Origin of the sequence: Treponema primitia ZAS-1 (assembly GCF_000297095.1) — a bacterium.
In the GTDB taxonomy this organism is placed as follows: domain Bacteria; phylum Spirochaetota; class Spirochaetia; order Treponematales; family Breznakiellaceae; genus Termitinema; species Termitinema primitia_A.
On sequence record NZ_AEEA01000079.1, the window covers coordinates 1 to 24,136 of the forward strand.

A 24,136-nucleotide genomic window follows, 5' to 3' on the forward strand; every position below is an offset into this window, starting at 1 on the left:
TTGGTCAATTGACAACGCGCCTACTGAAGATAGGCAACTTCCGCACCCCGGAGCCGGTAACGCCTAACTAATCCGAACCACCAAGCTACGTTGAGCGTATTCCCTAGGAAATATGCTCAAACACAGGCCCATCGTACAGGCGCCGGTGGGGACGGGGAAGCCACGCTGCGGGATATTGCGGACCTACGGTCCGAGGAATTCCCTGCTGTAGGAGACCCGAAGGGGCTCCGGAAGCAGACTCTACAGGCATCCCGCAGTGGGGATTCCCCGCCCCCACCGGCGTTTTTTCGATACGCCCGGATCGATGTCCCGAGCATATTTTCTACCCCCCACTACACCATAAAAAAACCGGCTCCCTAGGGAACCGGTTAGTAAAATCTAGGTTTCTAGTTAAATTAGAAAGCTATACGGAAGTCAAAGGAAACAGCATGCTGAGTAGCGGTAATGTCTTTGGCACCAGAAACATCAGGAGTAAGGGTAGCATTATCGAAAGCATAGGCAAATGTGATACTGGCATTCTCAGCAATGCTAAACCCAACACTCGGTTTAACCTGGAAATACACGATATCGGCTTTCGCTGCGGCACCATCAACTCCAGTACCACCGATAGCAAATGAAAGCTTAGGAAGGATGTTGCCAATGGCGTAGGAAACCCAAGGACTAAACTTCCAACCTAATTTAGTATCTTCAGCAGGTACTCCTTCTAAATATTTTCCAACAGTTTCATCACTATTACCCGTACCGATACCATCAAGATAGCCAGCTGAATTCACTTGGTTAATCCACTGATAAGCGGTAAGCCCTACATCTAAGGCGCCGAGATCGTAACTAATCTTTTCATCAATCTGCCAAGCGATATCCTTATCAGAGAGGTTTTTGCTGAACGCTTCAACGGCCAAACCGAGCTTATCAATAGCCTTAAGAGAGACACCGAACCAGAACTGGCGTAACATAGTATCGCTGGCACGAGCACTGAGAGCTACCCTGAAAAGATCATGGTCGAATGCAGCGCCAATGGTATAATCAGCATAAAAAATCCCATCATCACTCGAACTCCCTGGGGTGTACTCAGAATTGATCTCATTGTCATCATTGATGTAGAGACCAGCACCCACTGTTAAACCACCAATAGGAGCAACCTGTACCAAGGCACCAAGGCCTTCCCCGGCATCGCCGTCCTCATCACCACCGGTGTTCCAAACGCCGTTGTCTATCTTACCAGCATAGAGATCAATTATGTCAATAAACTTATAGGATAAATATGCAAAGTCAAAAATACTATTAACACCAAGTTTTTTAGGTTCTTCCAATTTGAACTTTATTTTGGCGCCAACGTTTCCATTAGCATAATCAAGTACCAGCTGAGCACGGAGAGGAGCGCCATTGTCTGCATCATAGCTATAGAACTTAAAATCCTCATCCTTGGTTGTATCATTACTACTTGGTAAGTTTTCATTCTTCGATTCTAAATAACTCGATTCGAAGCCGGTGCTTACATCACCGCTCCACTTTAATTCCTGAGCGAAGGCTCCCATAGCCATCGCAAGGATCAATAAAACAACTAACATTTTCTTCATTTGATAGGACCCTCCTAGATACGACAAGAGCGAATATTCTACGAATACCCGTGATCTCTTTATGCTTTGCCTTTAGTATATCGGTATTAAATCAGAATTGTCAAGATTTTTAGGAGATTTTGATTTTTTTTCGAATTTTCCAAGCATTTGGCAATTCCTTATAATATAACGAATTAAGTTAATAGACGACCGAGTGGGGATAAAACGGTTAAAAAAAGGTATGCTTTTTTCCGCAAATTATGTGTCGGATTATTGTGAAATTGGGGATCATTCAGGGGCATAGCCCGAACTATGGTTCAGCAGCGCCTTCGGTAACTCCACCCCACAATTTTAGCTTACTGCGGTAGTTTCAATATATTATCCCGGCTTCCTGTAGCTTTCGTCTAAGCTCCTGGTTTTCCCGATCTTTTTCCGCCAGTATGGACTGGTATTTCGCTTTTGTTTCTTCCCGGCCTTCCTCCCGGCCTTCTTCTCGACCTTCCTCTCGCCCCTCTTCCCTTTGAATACGGCGTTCCTCTTTTACTGCCTCTACAAACCCATCAAAAAGCATATTACCCTCCTTCCCGGTAATTTGCATGGTCACCTCCCGGATTGTTTCTTCGGGGTATTCCAGGCGGTTTAACAGAACGGTTATGACATCATCTATCACTTTACGCAGGTTTTCCGGGATTTTCAATGCCCGTTTTGCAAAATATTCCCGGGGTATTTTACTCAGCACCGAATTCCCATCATGGGTTTTCAGCTGATCGATGAGCATGATTAGGGAAATGGTGTCGTTAAACCGGGTAAGATCCTCCTGGGTATACTGGTTTAGATTCACCAGTTCGTACTCAAACTTGGGGATGTACTTGTAAAATACCTCATTCAGATCAGTCCGGTTCAGAAAGTTCAGCTCCGCCGTCCAGGGACCGGGGCCGTCATAGAAGACCACCGGCAGTACCGGGGGATAGTGGAAGTCCTTGGTTGAGCTTATCCCCTTCGTTTTTTGATTTTCCTCCTTTTCGTAGTTGTCCAGGACCAGACAAATGTACTGCAGCATTTTGAAGCTGGACCGGAAATTAACCTTGGACTCATGCTCCACGATGGCGATAACGAAAAGGGGTGTTTTTCCCCTTAGGCTAATCCGCTTCACCGTGTCCGAATCCTGTCCGTCCTGGAATAGGGGCAGGAACCGTTCGGTGAGGTCTTCTATATCCTCCGCTTGGATATCCTTTAACAGGTCGATGGGTATGAAATCCCGCAGGAATTCCACAAAAAGTTGGTGATTGCCCAGGATAAGTTTAATACTGTTATCCCTGGAATGATAAATAACCATAAATGCCTCCTAACCGGGATTAGGGGGTACACGTGGATTTTGCTTTAGTGTTCTATAAAAAAACTTCCACCGGGATGGGTTTTCCGTCCGGACTGCGCAGGCCGGCGGCGCTCAATGCGGTTCTCAGGGAGGCGGCGCGCTCTTCAAGGATCGGCGCCGGCAGGGAGGATGCGGCGGGGTCCCCGGGGCTTGGCCGGGCCTTGCCGTAGATTTGGAAGGAGGCGATATGGCCTGCGGCGGCCAGTTCCAGGGCGAGGCGCTCCCAAGCTGCTGCTTCCACCGGCGGCGGGGGGGCGCCGTTTATGGCGCAAATCATGGTCTGGAGGGTAAAGGGGGCGGTACGCGAAAGGGCTTTTATTGCGGCGATTAAACGGTCATAGGGTACGGCGGAACGATCCATTTGGGCGTACCAGTCTTCGGTACCGGCGTCCAGTTTGAGCCAGATCTTCAAAGCCTCCGGACCGACGGCGGCGCGGCGCAGAAACTCAAAGGTTTCGTCCTTCAAGAGGCCCGTAGCATTGGTAATCAGTACCAGAGCCGCCTGGGGAACAAGCTCAGAGCGGATCCGGGCCGCCGCTTCCAGGGCTTCGGGAAAATGCGGGGAAACCGTGGGCTCCCCGTTGCCGGAAAAACAGATATCCCTCACCACTTCGGACCGGCTATGGGCCTCTGCAAGAACATCCCGCAGTGTTTCCGCCATGGTATCCACAGAAAAACTAATATCAGTTTGAAAAGGAAAAACTTCACAGTAGGGACAATCAAACGTACAAATCTTACGATCCGGAAAAAGATTGATCCCAACAGAAAGGCCCTTGGAACGGCGGGAATAAACAGGGTACACCATGGCGCCCCCCTCACGGCCGCGGTGATTTTCCACAGAACCGATAGTCATATAACCCTCCTGGAAACTATTCCGTTAAAATATACTACAAACCTTAGTCAAAAACAATCTCTCCGCAGGCTTTGAGAAAAGCGTCCATATCTTCATCGGTACCGATGCTGACCCGGAGGAAATCTACGATCCGGGGCTTGTTAAAGTGCCGGACCAAAATGCCCCGCTCACGGAGGGCGGCGAATAACTCCGGGCCGGGTTTTTTTGGAGAACTGACAAAAAGGAAATTCGCCCCCGAGGGGATCACCCTAAAGCCCAGGGCAATGAGGGCGGCGGCGGTCCGTTCCCGGGTGGCGATTACTTTTTGTGTTACCCCGTCATAATAAGCAGTATCCCTGATGGCAGCGGCAGCCCCGGCCTGGGCAAGACGGTCCAGGGGGTAGGAGTTGAAGGAGTCCCGGACACGGCAGAGCCCTTCGATGAGCTCCTCACTGCCTATGGCGAAACCGGCCCGGAGCCCCGCCAGGGAACCCATCTTTGAAAAGGTGTGGACCGTAAGAAGGTTGGGATACTCCTTTATATGGGGAACCGCCGACACATCCCCCGCAGAGCCGCTAAAGGCGGTGTACGCTTCATCAACCACCACCACCCGGTTCTGCTTTTTCTGATAGCCTGCCACTGCCAGTATGTCCCGGAGGGGCAGAGTCCGGCCGGTGGGAGCGTTGGGGTTGGGAAAGATCACCCCGCCGGAGGGCACGAAGTAATCATCACTATTGATAGAAAAATCCTCCGTCAACGGGATGGTACGGAAGGGGATATTCCAAAGCCCCGCATAGACCGGATAAAAGCTATAGGTAATATCCGGAAACAGTATTGGTAACGCAATGTTACTGTTGAAAAACGCCCCAAAAACAAAGGCCAGAACTTCATCGGAACCGTTACCCGCAAAGACCTGATCAGGCTTGACGCCGTACCGCGCGGCGACAGCCTCCCGCAGTTCCCGGCAGCCGGGGTCGGGGTACAGCCGGAGCCGGTCCCCCATGGCGGGGCCGTCGGAAAGAACATTCCGTATCGCCTCTATCACCTTTGGTGAGGGCGGATAGGGGTTCTCGTTGGTGTTCAGCTTGACAAACTGTCCGTCCCGGGGCTGTTCGCCCGGCACATAGGGGTCCAGTTTTTGAACGCGGTCGTTCCAATAGCTGCTCATTTTTTGTGCCTCCGGTCCAGTTCGTCCAGTACCTCCCCCACGTCAACACCGGCGCGGGTGATCAGGGCGGTGGTGAAGTACAAAAGGTCCGCCGCTTCCCAGACGATTTCGTCGTGGGTTTTGGCGGTACAGACTTCCTCGGCTTCCTCCATCACCTTTTCCCGGACCAGTTCGTCGTCCAGGGTGGCGGTGTAAGAGCCCGGGGCGGGACTGCGGAATCGTTCGGCGATAATGGCCTGGAGGTATTCCCAGGTGTAGCGGCGGCCGGTCTCAAAGCAGGTCCAGGCGCCGGTGTGGCAGACGGGGCCTCTGGGCTCCACCACGGCGAGAATGGCGTCCCGGTCACAGTCGGCACGGAGACGCAGCAGTTTTAGTGTGTTTCCGGAACTCTCGCCCTTCATCCAGAGTTTGTTACGGGTGCGGCTGTGGAAACAGAGACTGCCCCGCTTGAAGGTTTCGCTCAGCGCTTCCCGGTTCGTGAAGCCGGTCATCAGGACCTGGCCGTCGGGGGACTGGGCTATTACCGGGAGAAGCGCCGCGGCATTTTCCGATGAAGCGGCTTTCTTCCAGTTGAGGGAGGCGATAAAGGCATCGGCGAGTTTTATTTTACCCGTATAGAGGGCCATACCCAGCTGAACATCACAGTTACGGGCGGCCAGGGATTCGATTTCTTCCAAGGTGGAAACCCCGCCGGCGGCGGTAATACCGCAGGAAACGGCTCCCCGCAGTTTTTCTACCGGGCCCAGGTCAATGCCGGTCATGGTACCTTCCCGGTCCACGCAGGTAAAGAGGAGTTCCGATGCGTAGGGCTCCACCGCCTTGGCGCTTTCAATAAGATCCAGCCCGGTTGGAGTTTTCCAGCCGTCCACTACGATTTCGTAGTTTCCCGTTCCATCACTCTGGGAATCTTTGATTCCCGAAGCGTCCACCGCAACGATCACCCGCTCCCGGCCAATGGCCTTAACCAGGGCTTCCAGAAAAGGTATATTGACGGTGAATTCTCCCCCGCTCATACCGGCCCCTTTCTTGGCGGGGTTACGAAACACCGAGGAGCCCAGGATAATTTTCTGTGCCCCAAGGCTTACCAATTCCCGCGCCTGTTCGGGGGTCCTGATCCCCCCTCCCACCCGGCACTGTGCCTTGCGGAACAGGGGTTTGATAAGATCCGCATTGCTTCCCTTACCCATGGCGGCGTCCAGGTCGATCACCGCCACTTCACCATAGCGGTCGAATTCCGCGGCTAACTCTTCCGGGTTGTCCCGTTGTAACACCAATTCTGAACCCTGTTTTAGCTGAACGACCTTGCCGCCCTGCACATCTATAGAAGCGATTACCATCTGACACACACTCCTTTTGATTCGGCGTATTTCTTTATTTCCGGTATGGTAGTTTTCCCAAAATGCAGCAGCGATGCTACCAGAGCAGCATCAGCGTTACCCCATTGATCGCCGCTCTGTTCCCCGGGGGGCAGCAATACGTTAGCAATCTGGTCCAGGGTCCCCGCCCCACCGGAGGCTATCACCGGAACCGGGACAGCTTCCAGGATGGTCCGGGTCAGTTCCAGATCGTAGCCCTCCCCGGTACCGTCGGCGTCGATGGAGTTGAGGAGTATTTCCCCCGCGCCCAGTTCCACCGCCCGTATCGCCCACTCCACCGCATCAAACCCCGTGTCCTCGCGGCCGCCGTGGGAATAGGCATGCCAGTAGGGTTTACCGCTGGGGGTAGTTCCGGCACGGGCGGCGTCTATGGACAGTACCACGCACTGGCTCCCGTAGGCCCTTGCCATTTCGGTAAGGAGGCCAGGGTTCTTCAAGGCCGAGGTACAGACCGAAACCTTGTCCGCACCGGCGTTCATGGCTTCCCGCATATCCTCCACGGTACGTATGCCGCCGCCCACGCAGAGGGGTATGAACACTTCCGCCGCCACCTTGCGGACCACGTCCAGCAAAGTAGCGCGGCTCTTATAGGAGGCGCCAATGTCCAGGAAGGTAAGCTCGTCCGCCCCTTGATCGTTGTAGCGCCGGGCCAGTTCCACCGGGTCTCCGGCGTCCTGTATACCCTTGAACTTTATTCCCTTAACCACCCGGCCATCGTCTACGTCCAGACAGGGAATTATTCGCTTGGCTTGCATATAAACGCCTCCTTTACTTGGCCCAGTTTTCCAGCAACTTCAGTCCCAGGGCGCCGGACTTTTCGGGGTGGAACTGGACGGCGGCTAGGGCGCCCCGCTCCACAACGGAACAGTAGCGGACATAGTATTCGGCCCAGGCGGCTGCGGCGGAATCATTATTCGGGACCGTATAATAGGAATGTATATAGTAGAAAAATGAATTTTCCGGCAGGTCCCGGAATAGTTTGGAGCCGGATCGGGCCTGGGTTTGGTTCCAGCCGATTTGGGGGACCTTGCGGCCGGGGAAGCGCTTTACCGTACCGGGGATCACCCCCAGGCCGGGTATGGGCTTACCATCAACCGGAGGTGCCTCCTCGGAGGAGTCGAACAAAAGCTGGAGGCCGATACAGATCCCCAGGAAGGGCTTATCCGCCTGTATCCACTCCCGCAAGGCCGCTGCGTAACCGGACTTTTCCAGGGAGGCCATGGCGGTGGCAAAGTGGCCGTCACCGGGGAAGAGGATCTTTTCGTAAGGCGCTTTAGCGCCCCCCATGCCGCCGGCTAACTCCTCCGGACCCTTAACAAAGCTGCTTTTATGTCCCAGCTGTTTCAGGGCGTTCATCACCGAACCCAGATTGCCCGCGCCATAGTCAATCACCCCTATCATGCCAATACGCCCTTTGTGGAGGGGATCAGGTCCGGCAAGCGGGGATCAATTTCCGACGCCTCCCGGAGCGCCCGGGCTGCGGCCTTGAACAGCGCTTCTATTTTGTGGTGATCGCTCCTGCCCCGGAGTATGTCCAGGTGCAGGGTTACTGCCGCCGCCGAAACAAAGCCCTGCCAGAAGTCCTCAATGGTATCGGTCTGGAATGTGGACGCCGCAGCGGAGCTGGAAGCAGAACCGGCGGGAGCCGACACCAGGGGTATCCCCGAAAGCTGGGCGTCAAATACCAGGAAGGCCCGGCCGGAAACATCCACCGCTGCCCGGGACAGGGTTTCGTCCATGGGGTAGAGACAGCTCCCTACCCTGCGTATCCCCCGCTTTTCCCCCAGGGCTTTAGCAAAACACTGCCCCAACACTATTCCTGTGTCTTCCACCAGGTGATGCTGATCCACCTCCAGGTCTCCCCGGGCCCGAACATCCAGATCAAACAAGCCGTGCCGGGCAAAGGTATTGAGCATATGCACCATAAACCCGATAGGATAATCCAGTTTCGCCTCTCCGGTCCCGTCCAGGTTCAACCGTATGGTAATATCCGTCTCCCGAGTCGCCCTGGTAATCTCCGCAATCCTCGCCATCATTCACCCCCTATTCTCAAGGAACTACTTTCCGTAAATCATATTCCACAATATCCACGGCGCCGAGTCTTTTTAAGCGGGGGATAATATCCGGAACTTCGTTTTTCCTTACCGCAATCTTCACCGCGTACCCCTCATCCCCATAGAGGGGCGCCACGGTGGGACTCTTCATGGCGGGAAGCCCGGCAACAAGCGCCGGGAACCGGTCCTTGGGGACATTCATTTCCAGCATCACCCTATCCCGGCCGTCCAGCACCGCCTTAAAAAGCATGGCCAGTTCTTCAATGCGCGACCGTTTTTCCGGATCCCCCATGGCCGCCCGGGAAGCCACAAAGCGGGTAGAGGATTCCAGAATTGTAGCGATGATCCGCAGGCCGTTATCCTTCAGGGTTTGGCCCGAGGAGGTATTGTCGATGATCATATCCGCATCGTCCGGAGGGAAAACCTCGGTAGCCCCGTACGTACGGAGTATGCGGTAGTTGTAGCCCCGGCTTTTAAGCCAGCCTTCGGCGATGTTCACATATTCCGTAGCCGCCGCCAGCTTCTTTGTTTTGAGGCTATCGTCGTCCAGCCCTATGGGAACCGCCGCCACGATCCGCACCCGGTCTAAGCCCAGGTCAAGCAGCTCCACCACATCGGCGCCGCTCTCCTTAATCCAGTCGACACCGGTAAACCCCGCATCGTGGCTCCCCATTTCCAGCAATTCCCCCACATTCTGGGGCTTCATGATCTTGGCATCCAGCCAATCGGCGATCACCGGCCTATAGGTCCGGTCCGCCAGGTAAATGGGGAACCCAGCCTCGGTAAAGAGCCTGGAAACATTGTCAAAAATCCGTCCCTTGGGGATCAAAATCCGCAGCTTATCCATATTTTTCTCCAAAAAAAAACCGTGGACTCCGGAGAATCCACGGTTATTACCGTTTTAACGCCTATAAGGCGCCGGACTCCGGGGTGAGTGGGTATCCCTGATGATGATGGTGGTCCAAAGTCCTGTACATATTTCGAGTTTATCTAATATTTGTTATCTGTGTCAATATGTGTTTCCATATTGATACAGATATCTCTATCGGCAAAAACGGGCGGGGGGAGGGGTGTACCCGGCTTCATGTGCGTGTAGAGTCTGCTTGCGGAGCCCAGTAGGTCTCCTCCAGCAGGGAATTCCACATACATGAAGACGGGTACACCCCTCCCCCCGCCCGCCTTTATCGGCTGGATAATGGCCAAAACTACGCTTAAACTTAATTGCCAAACTTCTACGAAGCGCCTTGCACGGATGCGTGGTGTGCTTTTAGTTTTTTCTGGATTCAAATTCTTTTATTTTATGTCTATTATACAGGTTAACCGCTTTAAATAGACTTTCCTGTCCTGACGGCAAAATAAAGGTGCCAATTAATTCGGTAACTAAACCACCCAACATTACGCCAAGTGATATTTGTACATTTTGTAAATAGGTATCAGAATCAGAATCATTATTTAATGCGAATAATGGATAATAGGCGCCACCCAAGACAACAGCTAAACCGCCCCACATTAAAATATTACCCGCTATATTTTTCCGATGATACGAATCATAATATTCCTTAGTATCTGCGTATTGGTTAAATGCCAAAACCATATTTTTATTTATTCCAAATAATGTTGCTGAATTAATATTTTGCAAAGTAAGATTCAATCCGCCAAGCACATTATAATCCCACCGGAATAATTCAGTATCATAAAATACCGTTAACTCATTATTAGCCGATATTACATCTTCCTGAGCATAAAGACCCAAGCTAATCATTATTACCATGAAAAATGCAACACCTGTTTTTTTCACAATAATTCCCCCTGCATATTACCAATGCCTCTTCCATAATATAATCAAACCCAACATTAATGTATATATTCCCTTAGCGGGCGTCAGCCCCTCCCCTCCCACCCCGGCATGCGAAGCCATCTGAGAAATATCCTTCTTCGTACTATGTGACATAGGCGGGCGGGGGGAGGGGTACACCCGGCTTCATGTATGTGGAATTCCCTGCTGGAGGAGACCCGAAGGGGCTCCGCAAGCAGACTCTACACGCACATGAAGCCGGGTGCACCCCTCCCCCCGCCCGTTTTTGCCGATAAGTCCGAAAAAAGGGTATTCCTCCGATATTGGTACTGGAAAATTTCCTGCCAATATGATTAAGTAAAACATAATAACGGAGGCGTCCATGTCTGCGATTTTTCAGCGCCGCTCAGTGCGGAGTTATCTGCCCAAACCGGTGGAAAGCGACAAAATAGAACGGCTTCTTCGGGCCGGAATGGAGGCCCCCTCGGCCCATAACCGGCGGCCCTGGGAGTTTTTGGTGATTACCGATAAGGCGGATCGGCAGGCTATTGCCGATATGAGTCCCTACGCCAAAATGATGCCCTCCGCTGCGGCGGCCATCGCGGTCTGCGCCAACCTCGACCTTGGCGGGGGCGGTGACCTTGAGGATACCTGGTGGGTCCAAGACCTGGCGGCGGCTACGGAAAATATCCTTCTGCAGATTGTGGAGGAAGGGCTGGGCGGCGTATGGCTCGGCTGGTATCCCGATAAAAACCGGGTCGGAGCCTTTTCGCAGCGCTTCGGTCTGCCGGGCAATATTGTTCCCTTCGCGGTGATCGCCCTGGGATATCCTGACCCTGAAAAAGTACCGGAAAAGAAGGATCGCTTTGATCCGCGCCGGGTCTATTATGGTGCATATGGCAAACAGAAATAGCAAAAAAACTATTGTAATTGTGGACGGTATGGGCGGTGGTATAGGGGGCCAGCTGATAGTCAAGATCCGGGAACTTATTGAAACGGAATGGCCCGGGGCGTGGGATATCATTGCCCTGGGGACTAATTCCGCCGCCACAGAACGGATGGTTAAAGCCGGCGCTCACCGGGGGGCTACGGGAGAAAACGCAGTAAAAGTATCGGTCTGCCTGGGAAATTTTATCCTCGGCCCCATCGGCATTGTATTGGCCAACAGCCTCATGGGGGAGATAAGCGCCTCCATGGCAGAGGCAATCCTTGCCGCGCCGGGGGAAAGAATTCTTATCCCCATACAGCAGGATCATTTTATCTTGGCGGGGTTTGATCCACTTCCCCTGGGAAAAATGATTGAACGGGCGGTGGAAATTCTCAAAGAACGGATGATCAGTTTTGCTAAGGAGCAATAATTCATGAAGCTTACTATTAAGCGGATTTCCCTAAAGGATATTTACCGTCCGGATATTAAATATTTACGTTTCCTCGCGGTCCTTCTCTTTACCGGTATCTCCTACGGCCTGTACCGGGGCATACAGGATAATTACCTGGCGGAGCTGGTCCATATCACCAACTTTGAACGGGGGGTGGTGGAATTCTTCCGGGAGATTCCCGGCCTTCTGGTGGTGGTGATATTCGCGGTACTGTACCGCCTCTCGGAAAACCGGATATTCAAGATCGGTTTATGTTTCATGACCCTGGGCCTCATTTGTCTTCTTTTCGCGGGAACCGGGAAGTTCATTGTAGTACTTTTCATGGTACTCTACAGTCTGGGTGAACATATCGTACTACCCCTGCGGAGTACCATATCCATGCATCTGGCAAAAAAAGAAACCGGCGGCGCAGCCCTGGGTGTAGCCGGCGCCCTTGATAATGTGGGGAGAATTACCGGGTTTATCCTGGTATCGATACTGTTCCTCATCTTCGCCCGGTTTGGATACAAACGGAATGATCTACTCCCCTTTAAAGTAATATACGGCGTATCCGTAGTTTTTATGATCGCCACAATAATCTTCGTATTGCCCCTGGAGGAAACGCAGAACAAAGCTCCGCGCCGACGTTTTTACTTTGCTAAAAAGTTTACCAAGTTCTATATGCTGGAAGTTTTTTACGGCGCCCGGAAGCAGGTCTTCCTCACCTTTGCGCCCTACGTACTGATCCTCCAGTACGGCGCCGATGCATCGGTCATCGCCATGCTTATGGCGATCAGCGCCGCCTTCGGTATCATCTTTAATCCCCTGATAGGAAAGCTCATCGATAAGGTGGGGTATAAGTTTATCATGGTTACCGATACCCTCATCCTGGTGGTGGTCTGTTTCTTCTATGGTTTTGCCCACCGGATTTTTCCCCCGCACATCGCTTTTAAAGTGGTCTATGCAAACTACATCCTGGACGCCATTATTTCCCTGGCTAGTATGGCCAGCAGCGTTTATGTTCGGGATATTGCCTCCAGCCAGGAGGAGGTTACCGCCACCATTTCCACGGGCATATCGGTAAACCATGTGATCAGCATCTTTATCGCCCTTATGGGGGGCTGGATATGGAAAGTTACCGGCATCGAGGTACTCTTTTCCCTCTCCGCCGTCCTGGGTATCCTCAACAGCATCTATGCGGCGACCATTAAGAAACCTTCGTTGACGGAAGAACCCTGAAATAGTATGACGGACATAGGAGCATTTTCATGCCGACACCTGAACAAACATTAGATAAAAAATACCAAGGTCTGTTGGCCATGATTGCCGAAAGAGCAGCCGGGCCCTGGATATTTTTACCCGCATCGCCGAAGCGGAAGCCCATGTGCACGGGACGGCGGTGGAGGATGTAGCCTTCCACGAAGTGGGAGCCCTGGATTCGATCATTGATATTGTGGGAGCCGCAATCTGCCTGGATCTATTGAGACCGGATCGCATCACCTGCTCGGAAGTCGAGCTCGGGGGCGGTATGGTCCGCTGTGCCCATGGCCTGCTGCCCGTACCCGCGCCGGCCACAGTAATCCTAACCCGGGGTATGCCGGTTAAAACCGGGGGCTTTCCGAAAGAGATGACCACCCCCACCGGAGCGGCGATCCTTGCCTCCTCTGTGGACGAATTTATCAGCGCCGCAAGTTTCCGGGAACTGAAAACCGGATACGGCATCGGGACCCGGAAGATGGATAAGCCCAATCTGCTCCGGGTTTCCTGGCGGGAAGAATCCGCCGCCGGTGATACCGGGACTAAAGCCCCTGGAACTGTAGTTCCCTGGAAAACCGAAGAACTGGTTCTGATGGAAGCCAATATCGACGACATGACCGGTGAGGCCCTGGGCTTCCTTATGGAGAGCCTCTTTGCCGCAGGAGCCCTGGATGTCACCTTTACCCCCTGCATGATGAAGAAGTCCCGGCCGGGAACTATTGTCTCGGTTTTGACCGGGCAGGAAAAGCTCAATATGCTCCGGGAAACCCTGTTTCGCGGCTCCACCACCATCGGCTTCCGGGAGAATACGGTACGGCGGCTTTCCCTGCGCCGGGAAGAGGAAAAACTGGACGCCGAGTATGGCGAAACGCAGCGGAAAACCGTGTACTACGGCGTAGAAAAGCTACGTTCGAAGGTCGAATTTGAAGACCGTGCCCGGCTTGCCCGGGAACGGGGCATAAGCCTGGAAGAAGCGGAAAGGATCATCAACAATGGATTCGCCGGAAAATAAGGACGATGAAACTTTAGATTGACAGCCGCCGGCGCCTCGGACCTCCCCATCACCAAGGAGGCAGCCTTTCCGCCCTGCTGGGCATATTCACCTCCTACGCTCCGGGTATCTCGGTGGTAAACATCGACAACGGCTTTGGCAGGGGTATCAGGCGCGGAACTGCATTAAAAGTTTCCACTTATGGCCCGCGGGCTTGACATATTTTTGCCATTTCGGATATACTATTTGCATCATTCCCCTGTAGCTCAGTTGGCAGAGCAAGTGGCTGTTAACCACTGGGTCCGTGGTTCAAACCCGCGCGGGGGAGTCTGTAGCCCATCCTTTCGGATGGGCTATTTCTTTATATGGCAAAGAATTAGTTCATCAGGTCAATTCTGACATATTTTAAAAACATGTCAGAAAAGTGACCAGAAAGCCCCTGACAACAGAACTGTCAACAAACTGTCAACAAAGTGTGGAGGTTTGTATGGCGGTTAAGATCGGGAAATATCACCTTTTCCAGCGTCGGCAGGATACCGGAACATTCTGGTATTACTGGTTTGAAGATGACGAGGGTAAACGAGTCCAAAGGGCTTGTGGACATGGATGCGAAAGTAAACGTGATGCAGCAACTTTCATTGAAAATCTGTTACGCATGGATCTTCTGGAAGAAAAGCGAAAGATTGAATTACGGACAAAGACCCTCTCAGACTTTGCCCAAGGAATGTTCCTTGACGGAGCTCCTCATTTAGCGCGATGGAAGGCTAAAGGTAAAATCCTGAAACCACAAACCATTGCACAGCATCGGCGACATCTGGTTAATTATCTCCTGCCTAAGTTTGGCAGATTGACCTTGGATAAGATCAAGCCGACTGCCGTTGAAGATTATCTTTTGGAAAAAGAACTCTCCAACTCCTGCCGAAATACCATTCTCTACACCTTGCAACTGATCATGCGGGAAGCCAAAAGGGATGGACTTATCGAAATGACGCCGGAATTTGAACCTTTTAAAAGGACCGGAAAACGGCAAGATATTCTATCCAGTAAGGAACTAACTTCACTTTTCCCATTTGATGAAAAAGAACTCATCGAGATATGGAAACGTCCTGACGATATGCGGAAGGAACAAGACTGGATAGCGCTGATGTTTGGAACCCTCTTTTGTGTAACGGTCTCTGCTGGTTTGCGTTCCGGGGAAATCCGGGCACTCCATAAAGAGCAAATAAGTATCCCCAATAGTGGTTTGGTGATAGACCGGGCCGTAGATGAGCGAGGACAGATAGGATCACTCAAGAAAGCTACCGCCGAAGATCCACGAAGCCGGGCAGTTATTATTCCCGAAATCACCTTGAAGATGCTAGAACGCTGGCTGGACAGAGTACCAGAAGTTCCCGATTATCCCGGCCTTGTATTTCCTTATCACGGGAAGCCCATCGCCAACTATTACATCCTTGATCGATTCCAGTTTGGCCTTGATCGCTTAAAAATAGACCATGAGACACGGCGGCTTACCGTCCATTGCCTTCGGTATACCTATAATACCCGGATGCGGACCCTGCTTTCGGAACAGGTCTTGCGGGAGTTTGTCGGGCATCGTTCTGTAGCCATGACGGATCACTATGATAATCCGATTCTAGCCGAGCGTTTAATCGCCTATCAGGGTGTACGGCCATCTGTGGAACAATTTTGGGGTAAATCCGGATAGAACAAAAACCAGTGGGTAGTCTGGAAGCCACCCACTGGTTTAATTATCTGAATTCGCCTTATCTTATCTTATATTAAAGAATATTAATATAATATTCTGTTATATTTATACTGACATATTATTGCATTTTTAGACATATTCGTCTATATTTAAATCATGGATATTCATATCAACCACCTTTTCTCAGGAAAAAAACATGGACAGAGATGAAAAAATGGCCGATGCCCGGATACGGGCAGAAGCAGAGCTAAAAACCAGAACTGAGAGGTTCTTGGATGAGCTTCAAATCCGCCACAGTTCGTTTAAAAAATTATACGAGAATGGACATACCCATGAGGTCGTGAAGACCTTCGGTATCAGTTATGGCGCTTTTTATAAGCTTATTGAGCGGATGCCAGGAGGAGGAGGATTATACAATAACCCTATACTACTCCGGGCAGTTCTGCATGATGCCGGATATCCGGCAAATTACCTGTTTGAGACAGAGGATGAAAAGCCGTTAAAGGCGGAACTAGTCTTAGGCCCGGGTACGGCAGATGAAGTTCGGCGTATCGTATCTGAAGCCGTACGCAATTCTTATATAAAACCGATGAGACAGCTAGGAATTAAGCGGCGGATAAATGCTGCATTTGTAGTTTTAACAATTACGCAAATACTTAGAAAGAATGAAAATTATGCCAATGCCATATGCATCCTTTTTTTCTCATATTCAAAATCAAATCTAGCTTCATATCCTCATGGTCGAATTAAGTCCATAGATGCCATCGACAATCTTATCCGATTTCATTTTTTAAACTGGTCTTCTGAGCAATATACGTTACTTGGCAGTGTATTGGTATTAGCATATTTACTTTTTGAAATTGCCCGGATCACATATTCATTGTTAACATATACAGAAAAATCAAAAAATAAACAAGAGGAATTACAGCCTGAAATATTAGGGTTTGTATTTGATAATGAAAATACCAAAAGAAACATTCGAAGTAAAATAGTATCGATTGAAGATACATTTTCCAGTGTCATCACTAATATCACAAATAGAAATGAATTTCCAAATTTTGTAATACCGAGTCATTCAATTAATTTTGCTATAGAATTGCTAGCAAAATTATTGTCATTTGAATATAAATATCCTAATAATTTCTTTACGATAAATGGAGATACTATAAATATGTTCAAATATTTTGTTGATTTACCAACCGATGTTACATTTCACAGCTATATTAATGTTACCGATGAGTTACTTTTATTATACAATAAGATTTTTAATTGTTTAACTGATTTCAATGATGACTTAACAGGTGGAAGCATTGTGTTACCTCCACCTGTTAAAAGCTAATTCGCTTCTAACCCAGTAACAACATTATTGTCAAATGATAATGCCGGTATCTGTAGATGGCTATAATGCGCCGTCATTTTCGCAGAATGTCCTGTAATCAGTCTCACGGTCTCCGGATTCATACCAGATTCAAGCAGCAGAGTATTAAAGGTGTGCCGATATGAATGAAAGCTAATATTCCGCTTTTCTTTTATATCCGGTTTGATACCGATTTTGCCCAAAGCCTGCCAAAAATACCGATACACCGTTTTATGGTCATAGGGTTGTTTACCATTACTGGCTGAAAAGATGAATTCCGTCTGATTGCTCTGAGATAGTCTATCTAACGCTTTGAAAAGTTGTTGCCCTATTGGTATAACTCGTGTTTTCCCAGTCTTGGTCCCCTTAAGCCCGTCCAAACTGTTCCAAGAGTGACTGACCAGAATTCTGTAATCATGAATATCACACATTCTGAGCGCAAGGATTTCCCCAAGTCTCATGCCAGTTGCTGCAGCGACATAGTTAAGTAAATAATGCCGGTCATTGGGCCACAGGTTTGATTTTTTGTCAACCTTAAATAATTCCGTCAATTCTTCCTTACTGAGTGTGCCTTTCTCACGGGTAATTACAAAAAACGAGCGTAACTTTTCAGCCGGGTTTATTTCGATTACCCCTTCCCGTTGAGCATAACCAAACATCGCTTTTATTACCGCTATAACATGGTTCCGTGTTTTGCCATTAATCCCACGAGTTGAGAGGTTTTTAACAAACCGTTCTAAATCTAATGCCGAAATGTTTTTGATAATAGTATCTTTAAATTCCGGCATAATAATAGTAGAGAGTATTGTACGCTGTTTCTGTGCCCAGGTTTTTGAATAGGAATAGCCTCTTTGTAGTTTATCTGAGATATACGGACATTCATCATACAGAAAGAAATCTTTAAAATATGCCAAGAAGTTACTATGCGAAGATGACAAGAGTAGTCCTTTTAGTTGCAGACTGCGGCAGTATTTTACTGCCTCATCCCAATTAAGCTTCCCGGTACTTTTATAATATCGTTTTCCTGATTCATCATAGGTCCAATAATAAAAAATTGCTTTGTCTCCCACCTTTCGTTTAAATATGCCAAACTCACCATTTCTGGGTCTCACAACCGTCTCCTTTGACTTTCGCCATTCGGTTGTTGCTTGGGATATATTCTTTTATATATTTGGAAACAAATAACAGCGGAGCAAAGATCTCTATATAGTCTTTGCTCTCAATGACCCCCTATTAAGTCCCCGTCTTATTTTTTTCCCCCTGTATTGCAAGGTTGACCAGTTCCTGAATGTTACTTTGTCCAATAGATGCACCTTTTGAAGCATTTTCTTCCTTTCTTTTTTCCCTGAAAAATTGCGCCTTGATAAATCGCTGCATAGTCTTCCTTGCATCGTCATTCGTTGCATTTTTGGCGGCATTCACAGATTCAGTTTTTTTGAGTTCCTTACCTGTATAACGTTTACCAGCTGATTCTGCCTTCTTTACGATTTGTTTTAACCTCTTATTGTCTCGACCCGTAACTTTGACATTATCCTTAAAGTACAAACCATACTGAACCGCTAAATATGGTGTGAATCGTTTAATCACTTCACTATATGGACCACGAAGATTTTCAATAGATAAGTACTTACAATTCCGGCTGGTTAGGCGAAACTCAAGCCGCGTCTTAAAAGGCCAATTGTCAATATTGGTGCGTTTGATGTGGTTATCTTTTTTGTTTTTTTCGTTCTTATCATACACAATCCCGATAGATTTTCGTTTATTTTTCTTTCCTTTGTTATAATCGGGAGTGTAGTAGCCTTTATCAAACTTTACTAAATTACCTTCTTCATTCATTGTAATGTGGCATGGCCGAAGGTCAAAGTAAAATTCGATTTCCTGAATACCTGTAACAAAATAGTCAAGGTGCTCTGTAACAAAATAAGGAGTTAACGAATTGTTGAAAAAAGTTATTATACCCCTCTTTATCAATTCGCATATCGCGATCACAATATTAGTTCGATAATCAACTAATAGATTCATGAACTCCGCTTCTATAGCTAAAGAAGCAAAGACCCCGCACCGATGAAGCGTTAAATGGTTATGGGTATCAACATGGGGAAGCTCATCCTGGCAATTTAGCCAAATTGGATTAAGCGTCACCTTGATTTTATCGATACCTTCAATGTCAATTGGAAACATCATTTTTTACCCTCCTGTCGTTTTGATTTTACCCAACGGTCAAGTCTACTCCGTTCAAACACCACGCGCCCTGCGAGCTTTGAACTCGGAATTATACGCTGATGTATATACGAATACACTGTACTTGTGGCAAGCGATAAATATTCTGCCGCTTGTTTTACACTAAAATAAGTTTGCTTCATTCAATCCTCCTGTAATTTTAATTCGGTCGATTTTTAATGTGATATCTATTTCACGGCCATAATAATGTACATAGAGTTTATAAATATTGGTGGAATTATTTCTGCAGGGTTTGTTTAAAAAGATAGAAATTAATAGGACATAAGAATGGAGAGGCTATTACACGAGTGGATGTTTCCTTTGGAAGATATAACAATCATTCGTCATAAAGCATGAACTTGGGAATATTATCGAAACATTGCAATGACCATCTACTAATAAAATATTTTGGGGGAAATATCACTCATTTCCCTAAAATGAATAAGTATTCTTTTTATTACAATTATTCATTTGAGGATTCCATATAGGAAATAGGATGACATGAAAACCCAACGACCTTAGCAGATTTCCCTAGCGATAATTTTTTAATCCCGCAAATTTTAAATACAATTATAAGTTAAGTAACGGTAACGATCAGGATATTTTTCGATATAAGCATGAATTATTTAGTAACCTATCAAAACTCAACTCCAAACGGTTTTAGTAGGGTTTGGAAGTCTAGTATTGAACCCGGCTATCGCGTTCGATATTCCAGCTGCCGCAATGAGGACATTTCTTACCAAGCGGCCAACTAAATATTCCCAGCATAGGGACTTTCCTAATAAAACCCAGAGTACAATCGTGGCATCGATAAATAATAGTCATCCCCGGTATTTGAGGAATAATCTGCATCTGTTTGTACATAATAAGCCTCATTTCCTATAAGATACTCCATGGAAATGATAAAAAGGTCGTTTGTCAATGGACGTCAATGCAAATATGATGCGGTATATTAACCAATAGTCAAAACACTTGTTATAAACTCATTTAAATTAATTATTGTATTTGAACATCGGGTAACCTTGCCGGGTTACTCAATTATTGTCTGAGCGTTATTTATTTTTCATCAAATTCAATTACCATAAATATTTTTTAGCATTTGAAAAACTTTCTTAAATTCGTGGTATTTGCTCCAGCTGTGATTGGTTAAGCTGAGCGAAACATCATTAATGTTTTAGGCATAATTAAGCTTTGACGCATTAGCGATAATATCGGTTAGGTTAACGCCTTTTTAGCTACCGTCTATCTATTACACCGCTAAAACATTTTTCTTCCCAAAAAATATTCTGATTTTATTCTTTATATATTCTAAAAAATAGACAAGATATGTCTTTCGAAATATTTTTCGTATTTTTCCAACATTTGGAATAATAATTTTTTCTCTATTTAAAATCGCTGTTGCAAATATTGGCTCGAGTTTTTTATATGCAAATTGAGATTGTATTACCCTTTTATTGCAATAGCCACAGCCACTTTGATACATCTGTTCAAGCCATTTAGGTGTTATTGTATCTGATATTTTGCTTGCAATTTTATTTTCAAATTCATCCTCGGTTATCATATAATCAGTTGCTAACTCTACAATGGAATCCTGCGCAAGTAAGAACATTATTTTTGCATCGTCTTCGCTAATCAGATCAAACAGTTTCTTTGCTCCTATTGCTGAACCTACACCAATTCCAATTCCACCTAAAATACCACCGATAATACCACCAGCAACATTACCAATTATAGGTATTGTAGAACCAAGAGCTGCTCCAACAATTGCACCGCTCCATGCACCAAGTGCTCCACTGGCAACTCCGGTGATATTTACTGTAAGATTTTTTATAAATTGTTTCCATGATATTTTTTTGCTTATAAGCGCTTTGTAAAAATCAGGCATGGTCATAACAACCGTTGTTACTGTCGATGTAACTAAATTAGTGCGCAGTAACTTTATTACTGCATTTTTTGCCGCTGCTCCGGCTAATTGTTTCCCTAGTATAGCTGTTGCAAGTTTATGGATGATTTTTTTACCGATTTCACTTTTATACAACTGATCAATTATACGTTTTGAAATACTTGAAGTAAATACAGCAAAACTTCTGCCCATTGTCGTTCTTAAAAATTGTTGTGTCAATACACCGACACCGAGAATAATACCACCACTTTTTAACCCCGCTGTCGCCGATAATTTTAAGGCATCCTTTTGGGACATACCATTCCACACGCAACTTGCATATTGTATTACAAAAGAAATACCGAAAGCACAACCGGCTGTGATACTCTGCGTTTTAATATCAAAAAGCAAAGAATCAATGTTGCCTGCTCTTGCGATATTCCGCGCTTGTTGGTATGTTACGTCACCCTGCTTGATAAGTCTTTTAGCTTCATTTTCAGCGTCATGAGGATTGCTTCCGGGAACTTTTCCTTCACGAATTTTTTTTGCCATTTCTTTTATGGCTTCTTCGTATTGGTCTTTGGGAACTTCCACAACTTGACCTTTATATCTAAATTGACCAGTTTCTTTATCAAATACCGCATTAACGGTATTTTCGGCTGTGTCATAGTATTTTGTTTGTATATATTGTGTATTCCCCTGTCTATCGGTGACAATTCTGTCGGCGCCATCTTTCTTGTTTGAGAGACCAATTTTATCTACTTTTTTTCCCCGTAATCTGTCATCCAACGCATTTGCATCTTCAGCAGAAAATCCATGCCCTGTTTTTTGATTTTTATATTTTACCCACTGTAAATTTTCAGTTTCTCTTGCCGATCCCACAGAAAAAGTGCCTTGCTTTCCTGCTTCAATTGCATTTTTTTTGCTAAACATTATTTTATCCTTTTCAATACGCTATATGTGTATATAGCACGGTCGTAACAAAACTTGACAGTTTTAATTAGAGTTTTTGAATATTTTCTTGAATTTTATTAAAAAAGACTCTCAGTGTACGGCTTGCGTCTGATTCAAGTTTGTCGAAAGCGGCGGCAATATCTTTTTGGCTGGGAGTATCTTCTACAGAAGTGTATTTTTTAAGCATATCATAATCTATAAATGAATAATTTTGGTTAAGATTGGGAATTTTAACTAAAGCATCAAATAATTTTAGCGTTAGAAGTTTTTGTAGATATGGTTTTGTTTTGTCTAATCTTCTTATAAATTGAATCTCAATTGACCTAAGCAATTTTTCTGTATCATCAAATAGTAACGCATCTGATTCTTCGTAATGTGATTGAGTTGTTTCGTAGATGTTATCATGTTTTTTACCATCAGAATCTTTTATTATATGGTCGGGCTCATTGTAAAATTTACTTGCCTCATCCATTTGAAATTCATGTACTAGGTGTGATATAGATCTTTTTAGATAGTGTATAAAAAACACATCTTTATTGGGATCAAACTTTTTCAAGCAATCATAAATACACTTGAATATTTTATCATCACATTCCTCGAATGTCCTCATTGACTTTTCTAGACTTGGATACCAGTAGTACCTACAATAATTCCAAATATTGAGTACGAGTTTTCCTTTTGCACTCTCTTTTGCCGCTTCCATGCTATCACCGGAAATAGTAAAATACGGAGACTCATTAATTTCTTTTTCAAGTCCTTCTTTGCTGTGTATCAAGGATTTTCCTATAATGCAAAAAAATCAGCGAGCATTTTTGAAGCCGTATCTTTGCTTCTGTCCTGCATCGCGCCAATTAATTTTTGCAGGTAATACAAAGACGTAACGTCATAAAGCATGGGGTCGCTTGGCTCCGGTTTGAATTCAACTTTCCCATATATAAGATATAGTATAGAAGCGTTATGAAAGCTTTCGGCAAAGTTAAGCGCACAGAGCAGTACAAATGGGAATGGTTTACCGCCAAAAGTGAAATCAGCAATAATCTCGCTGTCTTGACCAATTTTTGTGATTAATTCAGTAATAAGCTTATTAAACACTTCTTTTGAAGGATCGAAAGGGAGTTCGATAATCTCGTCGACAAACTCTGTTCGAATATCCTTATTTAATTCTGAAAATTCTGTTTTAAAAAGTTCAACATTTTCAAAACCATGGTCCTGGTTTCCCCGAGTAACGATGAAAATAAGTTTGACTTTTTCACCGGGCTTTAACGTTCTTGCCAAAACTCCATTCACAGGAAACTGAAGCCCACCATCGTATTCGATAGACTTGTTCCCTTGTACTGGATACTTTAACTTGTACACTTCTTTTTTCATCGGCATTGTTACAATAACAGTTTTCATACACACCTCCTATGCAACGTATCTTTGATTATAGACATCATAATTAAAATTGAGTCTTGAAAAACTTTCCGCAAAATCAATTTCTAAAAGCGATGCTACTATCGCATTATTCTCTGTTCCAGTATCTACCAAATTCCCCCAAGCGTCAACCATGATGTAGGCATTTTTCATCTCGCGTTCTGCAATAAGGGGCATATCACTGTGCCTTGCAACAAAAGATTCATAATCATAATTGTTTGGAATGAATATTTTATTATTATATTGCGCATTTTCAAAATGTTTCATTTTTAAGATTTTCCAGCGATCGGGCTGTACTTCTTTAATAAAGGAATGAAAATCTTCGTTTTTATTAAGTGTTGATACGAGAGTATTTATTTTCAATTTGATATCGTGTGTTTTTATGCTTTTACAAATGCTGACACAATGTGAGTGATTAAGTAATTCGTCCTTATATGTACATCGCCCTATTCGCCTAAGTGTCTCATCGTTGAGGGAATCAATACTAATTCCAACCATTGATACCATACCCGAAAAAAAATTGATACGGTTTTCGTTTAAAAGTAGACCGTTTGTTATTATGGATGTTTCTATATGCTTACTCGCGATATATCGTATCAAGTTATCGATTTCTGGATAAAGCAAAGGCTCGCCGCCTGCAAGGTTAAAACGCTTAACGTCCGAATTGGCTATGATATTGTCTATCACCCGTTTCCATTGCTCCAATGGCAGTACTTTAGGCATATTGAAATGTGCAAAGCAATGTCCACAGCGGTAATTACATGCATCGAGCAGATGCAGATTGATAATTGAGGCTTTATTTCCCATTATTTTCCTACTTATGCCTTATAGTAGGAGGGTGGA

General features: G+C 46.4%; 23 protein-coding genes and 1 tRNA gene. 7 read left to right on the forward strand and 17 right to left on the reverse strand.

Annotated features, from left to right (window positions below; translation table 11 throughout):
• Positions 1-395: 395 nt before the first annotated feature.
• The 10 genes from TPRIMZ1_RS0112990 to TPRIMZ1_RS0113035 all read right to left on the reverse strand — a co-directional run bounded on the left by TPRIMZ1_RS0112990 (position 396) and on the right by TPRIMZ1_RS0113035 (position 10,159).
• Entirely contained in the window at positions 396-1,577 is a 1,182-nt protein-coding gene (locus TPRIMZ1_RS0112990; protein ID WP_010260575.1) for a hypothetical protein, read from the reverse strand.
• A 349-nt stretch (positions 1,578-1,926) separates the two neighbouring features.
• Complete coding sequence (locus TPRIMZ1_RS19020) at positions 1,927-2,892, reverse strand: Rpn family recombination-promoting nuclease/putative transposase (protein WP_010260579.1); 966 nt, start codon at positions 2,890-2,892, stop codon at positions 1,927-1,929.
• Positions 2,893-2,944: 52 nt separating this feature from the next.
• Positions 2,945-3,784 carry a radical SAM protein gene (locus TPRIMZ1_RS0113000; protein WP_010260582.1) on the reverse strand — a complete coding sequence of 280 codons (840 nt, stop codon included), beginning with the start codon at positions 3,782-3,784 and terminating at the stop codon, positions 2,945-2,947.
• A 43-nt stretch (positions 3,785-3,827) separates the two neighbouring features.
• The gene (gene hisC / locus TPRIMZ1_RS0113005; RefSeq protein WP_010260585.1) at positions 3,828-4,931 is read right to left on the reverse strand and encodes a histidinol-phosphate transaminase; all 1,104 of its coding nucleotides are present in this window, start codon (positions 4,929-4,931) and stop codon (positions 3,828-3,830) included.
• Positions 4,928-6,268 (reverse strand): phosphoribosyl-ATP diphosphatase, encoded by a 1,341-nt coding sequence (hisE, locus tag TPRIMZ1_RS0113010; protein WP_010260587.1) that lies wholly within the window; start codon positions 6,266-6,268, stop codon positions 4,928-4,930. Before hisE ends, hisC begins: the two co-directional genes overlap by 4 nt.
• Complete coding sequence (hisF, locus tag TPRIMZ1_RS0113015) at positions 6,262-7,062, reverse strand: imidazole glycerol phosphate synthase subunit HisF (RefSeq protein WP_010260589.1); 801 nt, start codon at positions 7,060-7,062, stop codon at positions 6,262-6,264. Before hisF ends, hisE begins: the two co-directional genes overlap by 7 nt.
• A 13-nt stretch (positions 7,063-7,075) precedes the next feature.
• Entirely contained in the window at positions 7,076-7,708 is a 633-nt protein-coding gene (gene hisH, locus TPRIMZ1_RS0113020; RefSeq protein ID WP_010260591.1) for an imidazole glycerol phosphate synthase subunit HisH, read from the reverse strand.
• A complete protein-coding gene (gene hisB, locus TPRIMZ1_RS0113025) occupies positions 7,705-8,340 on the reverse strand; it encodes an imidazoleglycerol-phosphate dehydratase HisB (protein WP_010260594.1) in 636 nt (211 codons plus the stop codon). The genes hisH and hisB overlap by 4 nt, the downstream gene beginning before the upstream one ends.
• Positions 8,341-8,356: 16 nt before the next feature.
• A complete protein-coding gene (gene hisG / locus TPRIMZ1_RS0113030) occupies positions 8,357-9,208 on the reverse strand; it encodes an ATP phosphoribosyltransferase (RefSeq protein ID WP_010260596.1) in 852 nt (283 codons plus the stop codon).
• Between the two features lie 420 nt (positions 9,209-9,628).
• Positions 9,629-10,159, reverse strand: a complete 531-nt coding sequence (locus TPRIMZ1_RS0113035; protein WP_010260600.1) for a hypothetical protein — start codon at positions 10,157-10,159, stop codon at positions 9,629-9,631.
• A 379-nt stretch (positions 10,160-10,538) separates the two neighbouring features.
• Between TPRIMZ1_RS0113035 and TPRIMZ1_RS0113040 the strand changes: the two genes are divergently transcribed.
• From TPRIMZ1_RS0113040 to TPRIMZ1_RS0113070, 7 genes are all read left to right on the forward strand, one after another.
• Positions 10,539-11,069 carry a nitroreductase family protein gene (locus tag TPRIMZ1_RS0113040; protein WP_010260604.1) on the forward strand — a complete coding sequence of 177 codons (531 nt, stop codon included), beginning with the start codon at positions 10,539-10,541 and terminating at the stop codon, positions 11,067-11,069.
• Positions 11,053-11,514, forward strand: a complete 462-nt coding sequence (locus tag TPRIMZ1_RS0113045) for a DUF3842 family protein (RefSeq protein WP_010260607.1) — start codon at positions 11,053-11,055, stop codon at positions 11,512-11,514. The genes TPRIMZ1_RS0113040 and TPRIMZ1_RS0113045 overlap by 17 nt, the downstream gene beginning before the upstream one ends.
• Before the next feature lie 3 nt (positions 11,515-11,517).
• Positions 11,518-12,753: an MFS transporter gene (locus TPRIMZ1_RS0113050; protein WP_010260611.1), complete on the forward strand. Its 1,236-nt coding sequence runs from the start codon at positions 11,518-11,520 to the stop codon at positions 12,751-12,753.
• 106 nt (positions 12,754-12,859) lie between these two features.
• Positions 12,860-13,783 (forward strand): nickel pincer cofactor biosynthesis protein LarC, encoded by a 924-nt coding sequence (larC, locus tag TPRIMZ1_RS19025; RefSeq protein ID WP_420082996.1) that lies wholly within the window; start codon positions 12,860-12,862, stop codon positions 13,781-13,783.
• Positions 13,784-14,017: 234 nt separating this feature from the next.
• Positions 14,018-14,090, forward strand: a tRNA-Asn gene (locus TPRIMZ1_RS0113060).
• A 159-nt stretch (positions 14,091-14,249) separates the two neighbouring features.
• Positions 14,250-15,467: a tyrosine-type recombinase/integrase gene (locus TPRIMZ1_RS0113065; protein WP_010260616.1), complete on the forward strand. Its 1,218-nt coding sequence runs from the start codon at positions 14,250-14,252 to the stop codon at positions 15,465-15,467.
• A 196-nt stretch (positions 15,468-15,663) separates the two neighbouring features.
• Positions 15,664-16,806 carry a hypothetical protein gene (locus TPRIMZ1_RS0113070; protein WP_010260619.1) on the forward strand — a complete coding sequence of 381 codons (1,143 nt, stop codon included), beginning with the start codon at positions 15,664-15,666 and terminating at the stop codon, positions 16,804-16,806.
• On the opposite strand, the gene TPRIMZ1_RS0113075 is transcribed toward TPRIMZ1_RS0113070, so the two are convergent.
• The 7 genes from TPRIMZ1_RS0113075 to TPRIMZ1_RS0113105 all read right to left on the reverse strand — a co-directional run bounded on the left by TPRIMZ1_RS0113075 (position 16,803) and on the right by TPRIMZ1_RS0113105 (position 24,100).
• Complete coding sequence (locus TPRIMZ1_RS0113075) at positions 16,803-17,936, reverse strand: tyrosine-type recombinase/integrase (RefSeq protein ID WP_010260622.1); 1,134 nt, start codon at positions 17,934-17,936, stop codon at positions 16,803-16,805. The genes TPRIMZ1_RS0113070 and TPRIMZ1_RS0113075 overlap by 4 nt on opposite strands.
• Before the next feature lie 121 nt (positions 17,937-18,057).
• The gene (locus tag TPRIMZ1_RS0113080; RefSeq protein WP_010260625.1) at positions 18,058-19,008 is read right to left on the reverse strand and encodes a hypothetical protein; all 951 of its coding nucleotides are present in this window, start codon (positions 19,006-19,008) and stop codon (positions 18,058-18,060) included.
• On the reverse strand, positions 19,005-19,187 hold the full coding sequence (locus TPRIMZ1_RS21145; protein WP_010260628.1) for a helix-turn-helix domain-containing protein: 183 nt from the start codon (positions 19,185-19,187) through the stop codon (positions 19,005-19,007). The genes TPRIMZ1_RS0113080 and TPRIMZ1_RS21145 overlap by 4 nt, the downstream gene beginning before the upstream one ends.
• Before the next feature lie 1,106 nt (positions 19,188-20,293).
• Positions 20,294-21,859, reverse strand: a complete 1,566-nt coding sequence (locus TPRIMZ1_RS19035) for a hypothetical protein (RefSeq protein WP_010260643.1) — start codon at positions 21,857-21,859, stop codon at positions 20,294-20,296.
• 67 nt (positions 21,860-21,926) lie between these two features.
• Positions 21,927-22,655 carry a hypothetical protein gene (locus TPRIMZ1_RS0113095; protein WP_010260645.1) on the reverse strand — a complete coding sequence of 243 codons (729 nt, stop codon included), beginning with the start codon at positions 22,653-22,655 and terminating at the stop codon, positions 21,927-21,929.
• A gap of 8 nt (positions 22,656-22,663) precedes the next feature.
• Positions 22,664-23,275, reverse strand: a complete 612-nt coding sequence (locus TPRIMZ1_RS0113100; RefSeq protein ID WP_010260647.1) for a TM1812 family CRISPR-associated protein — start codon at positions 23,273-23,275, stop codon at positions 22,664-22,666.
• A gap of 9 nt (positions 23,276-23,284) precedes the next feature.
• The gene (locus TPRIMZ1_RS0113105; RefSeq protein ID WP_010260650.1) at positions 23,285-24,100 is read right to left on the reverse strand and encodes a viperin family antiviral radical SAM protein; all 816 of its coding nucleotides are present in this window, start codon (positions 24,098-24,100) and stop codon (positions 23,285-23,287) included.
• Positions 24,101-24,136: the final 36 nt, after the last annotated feature.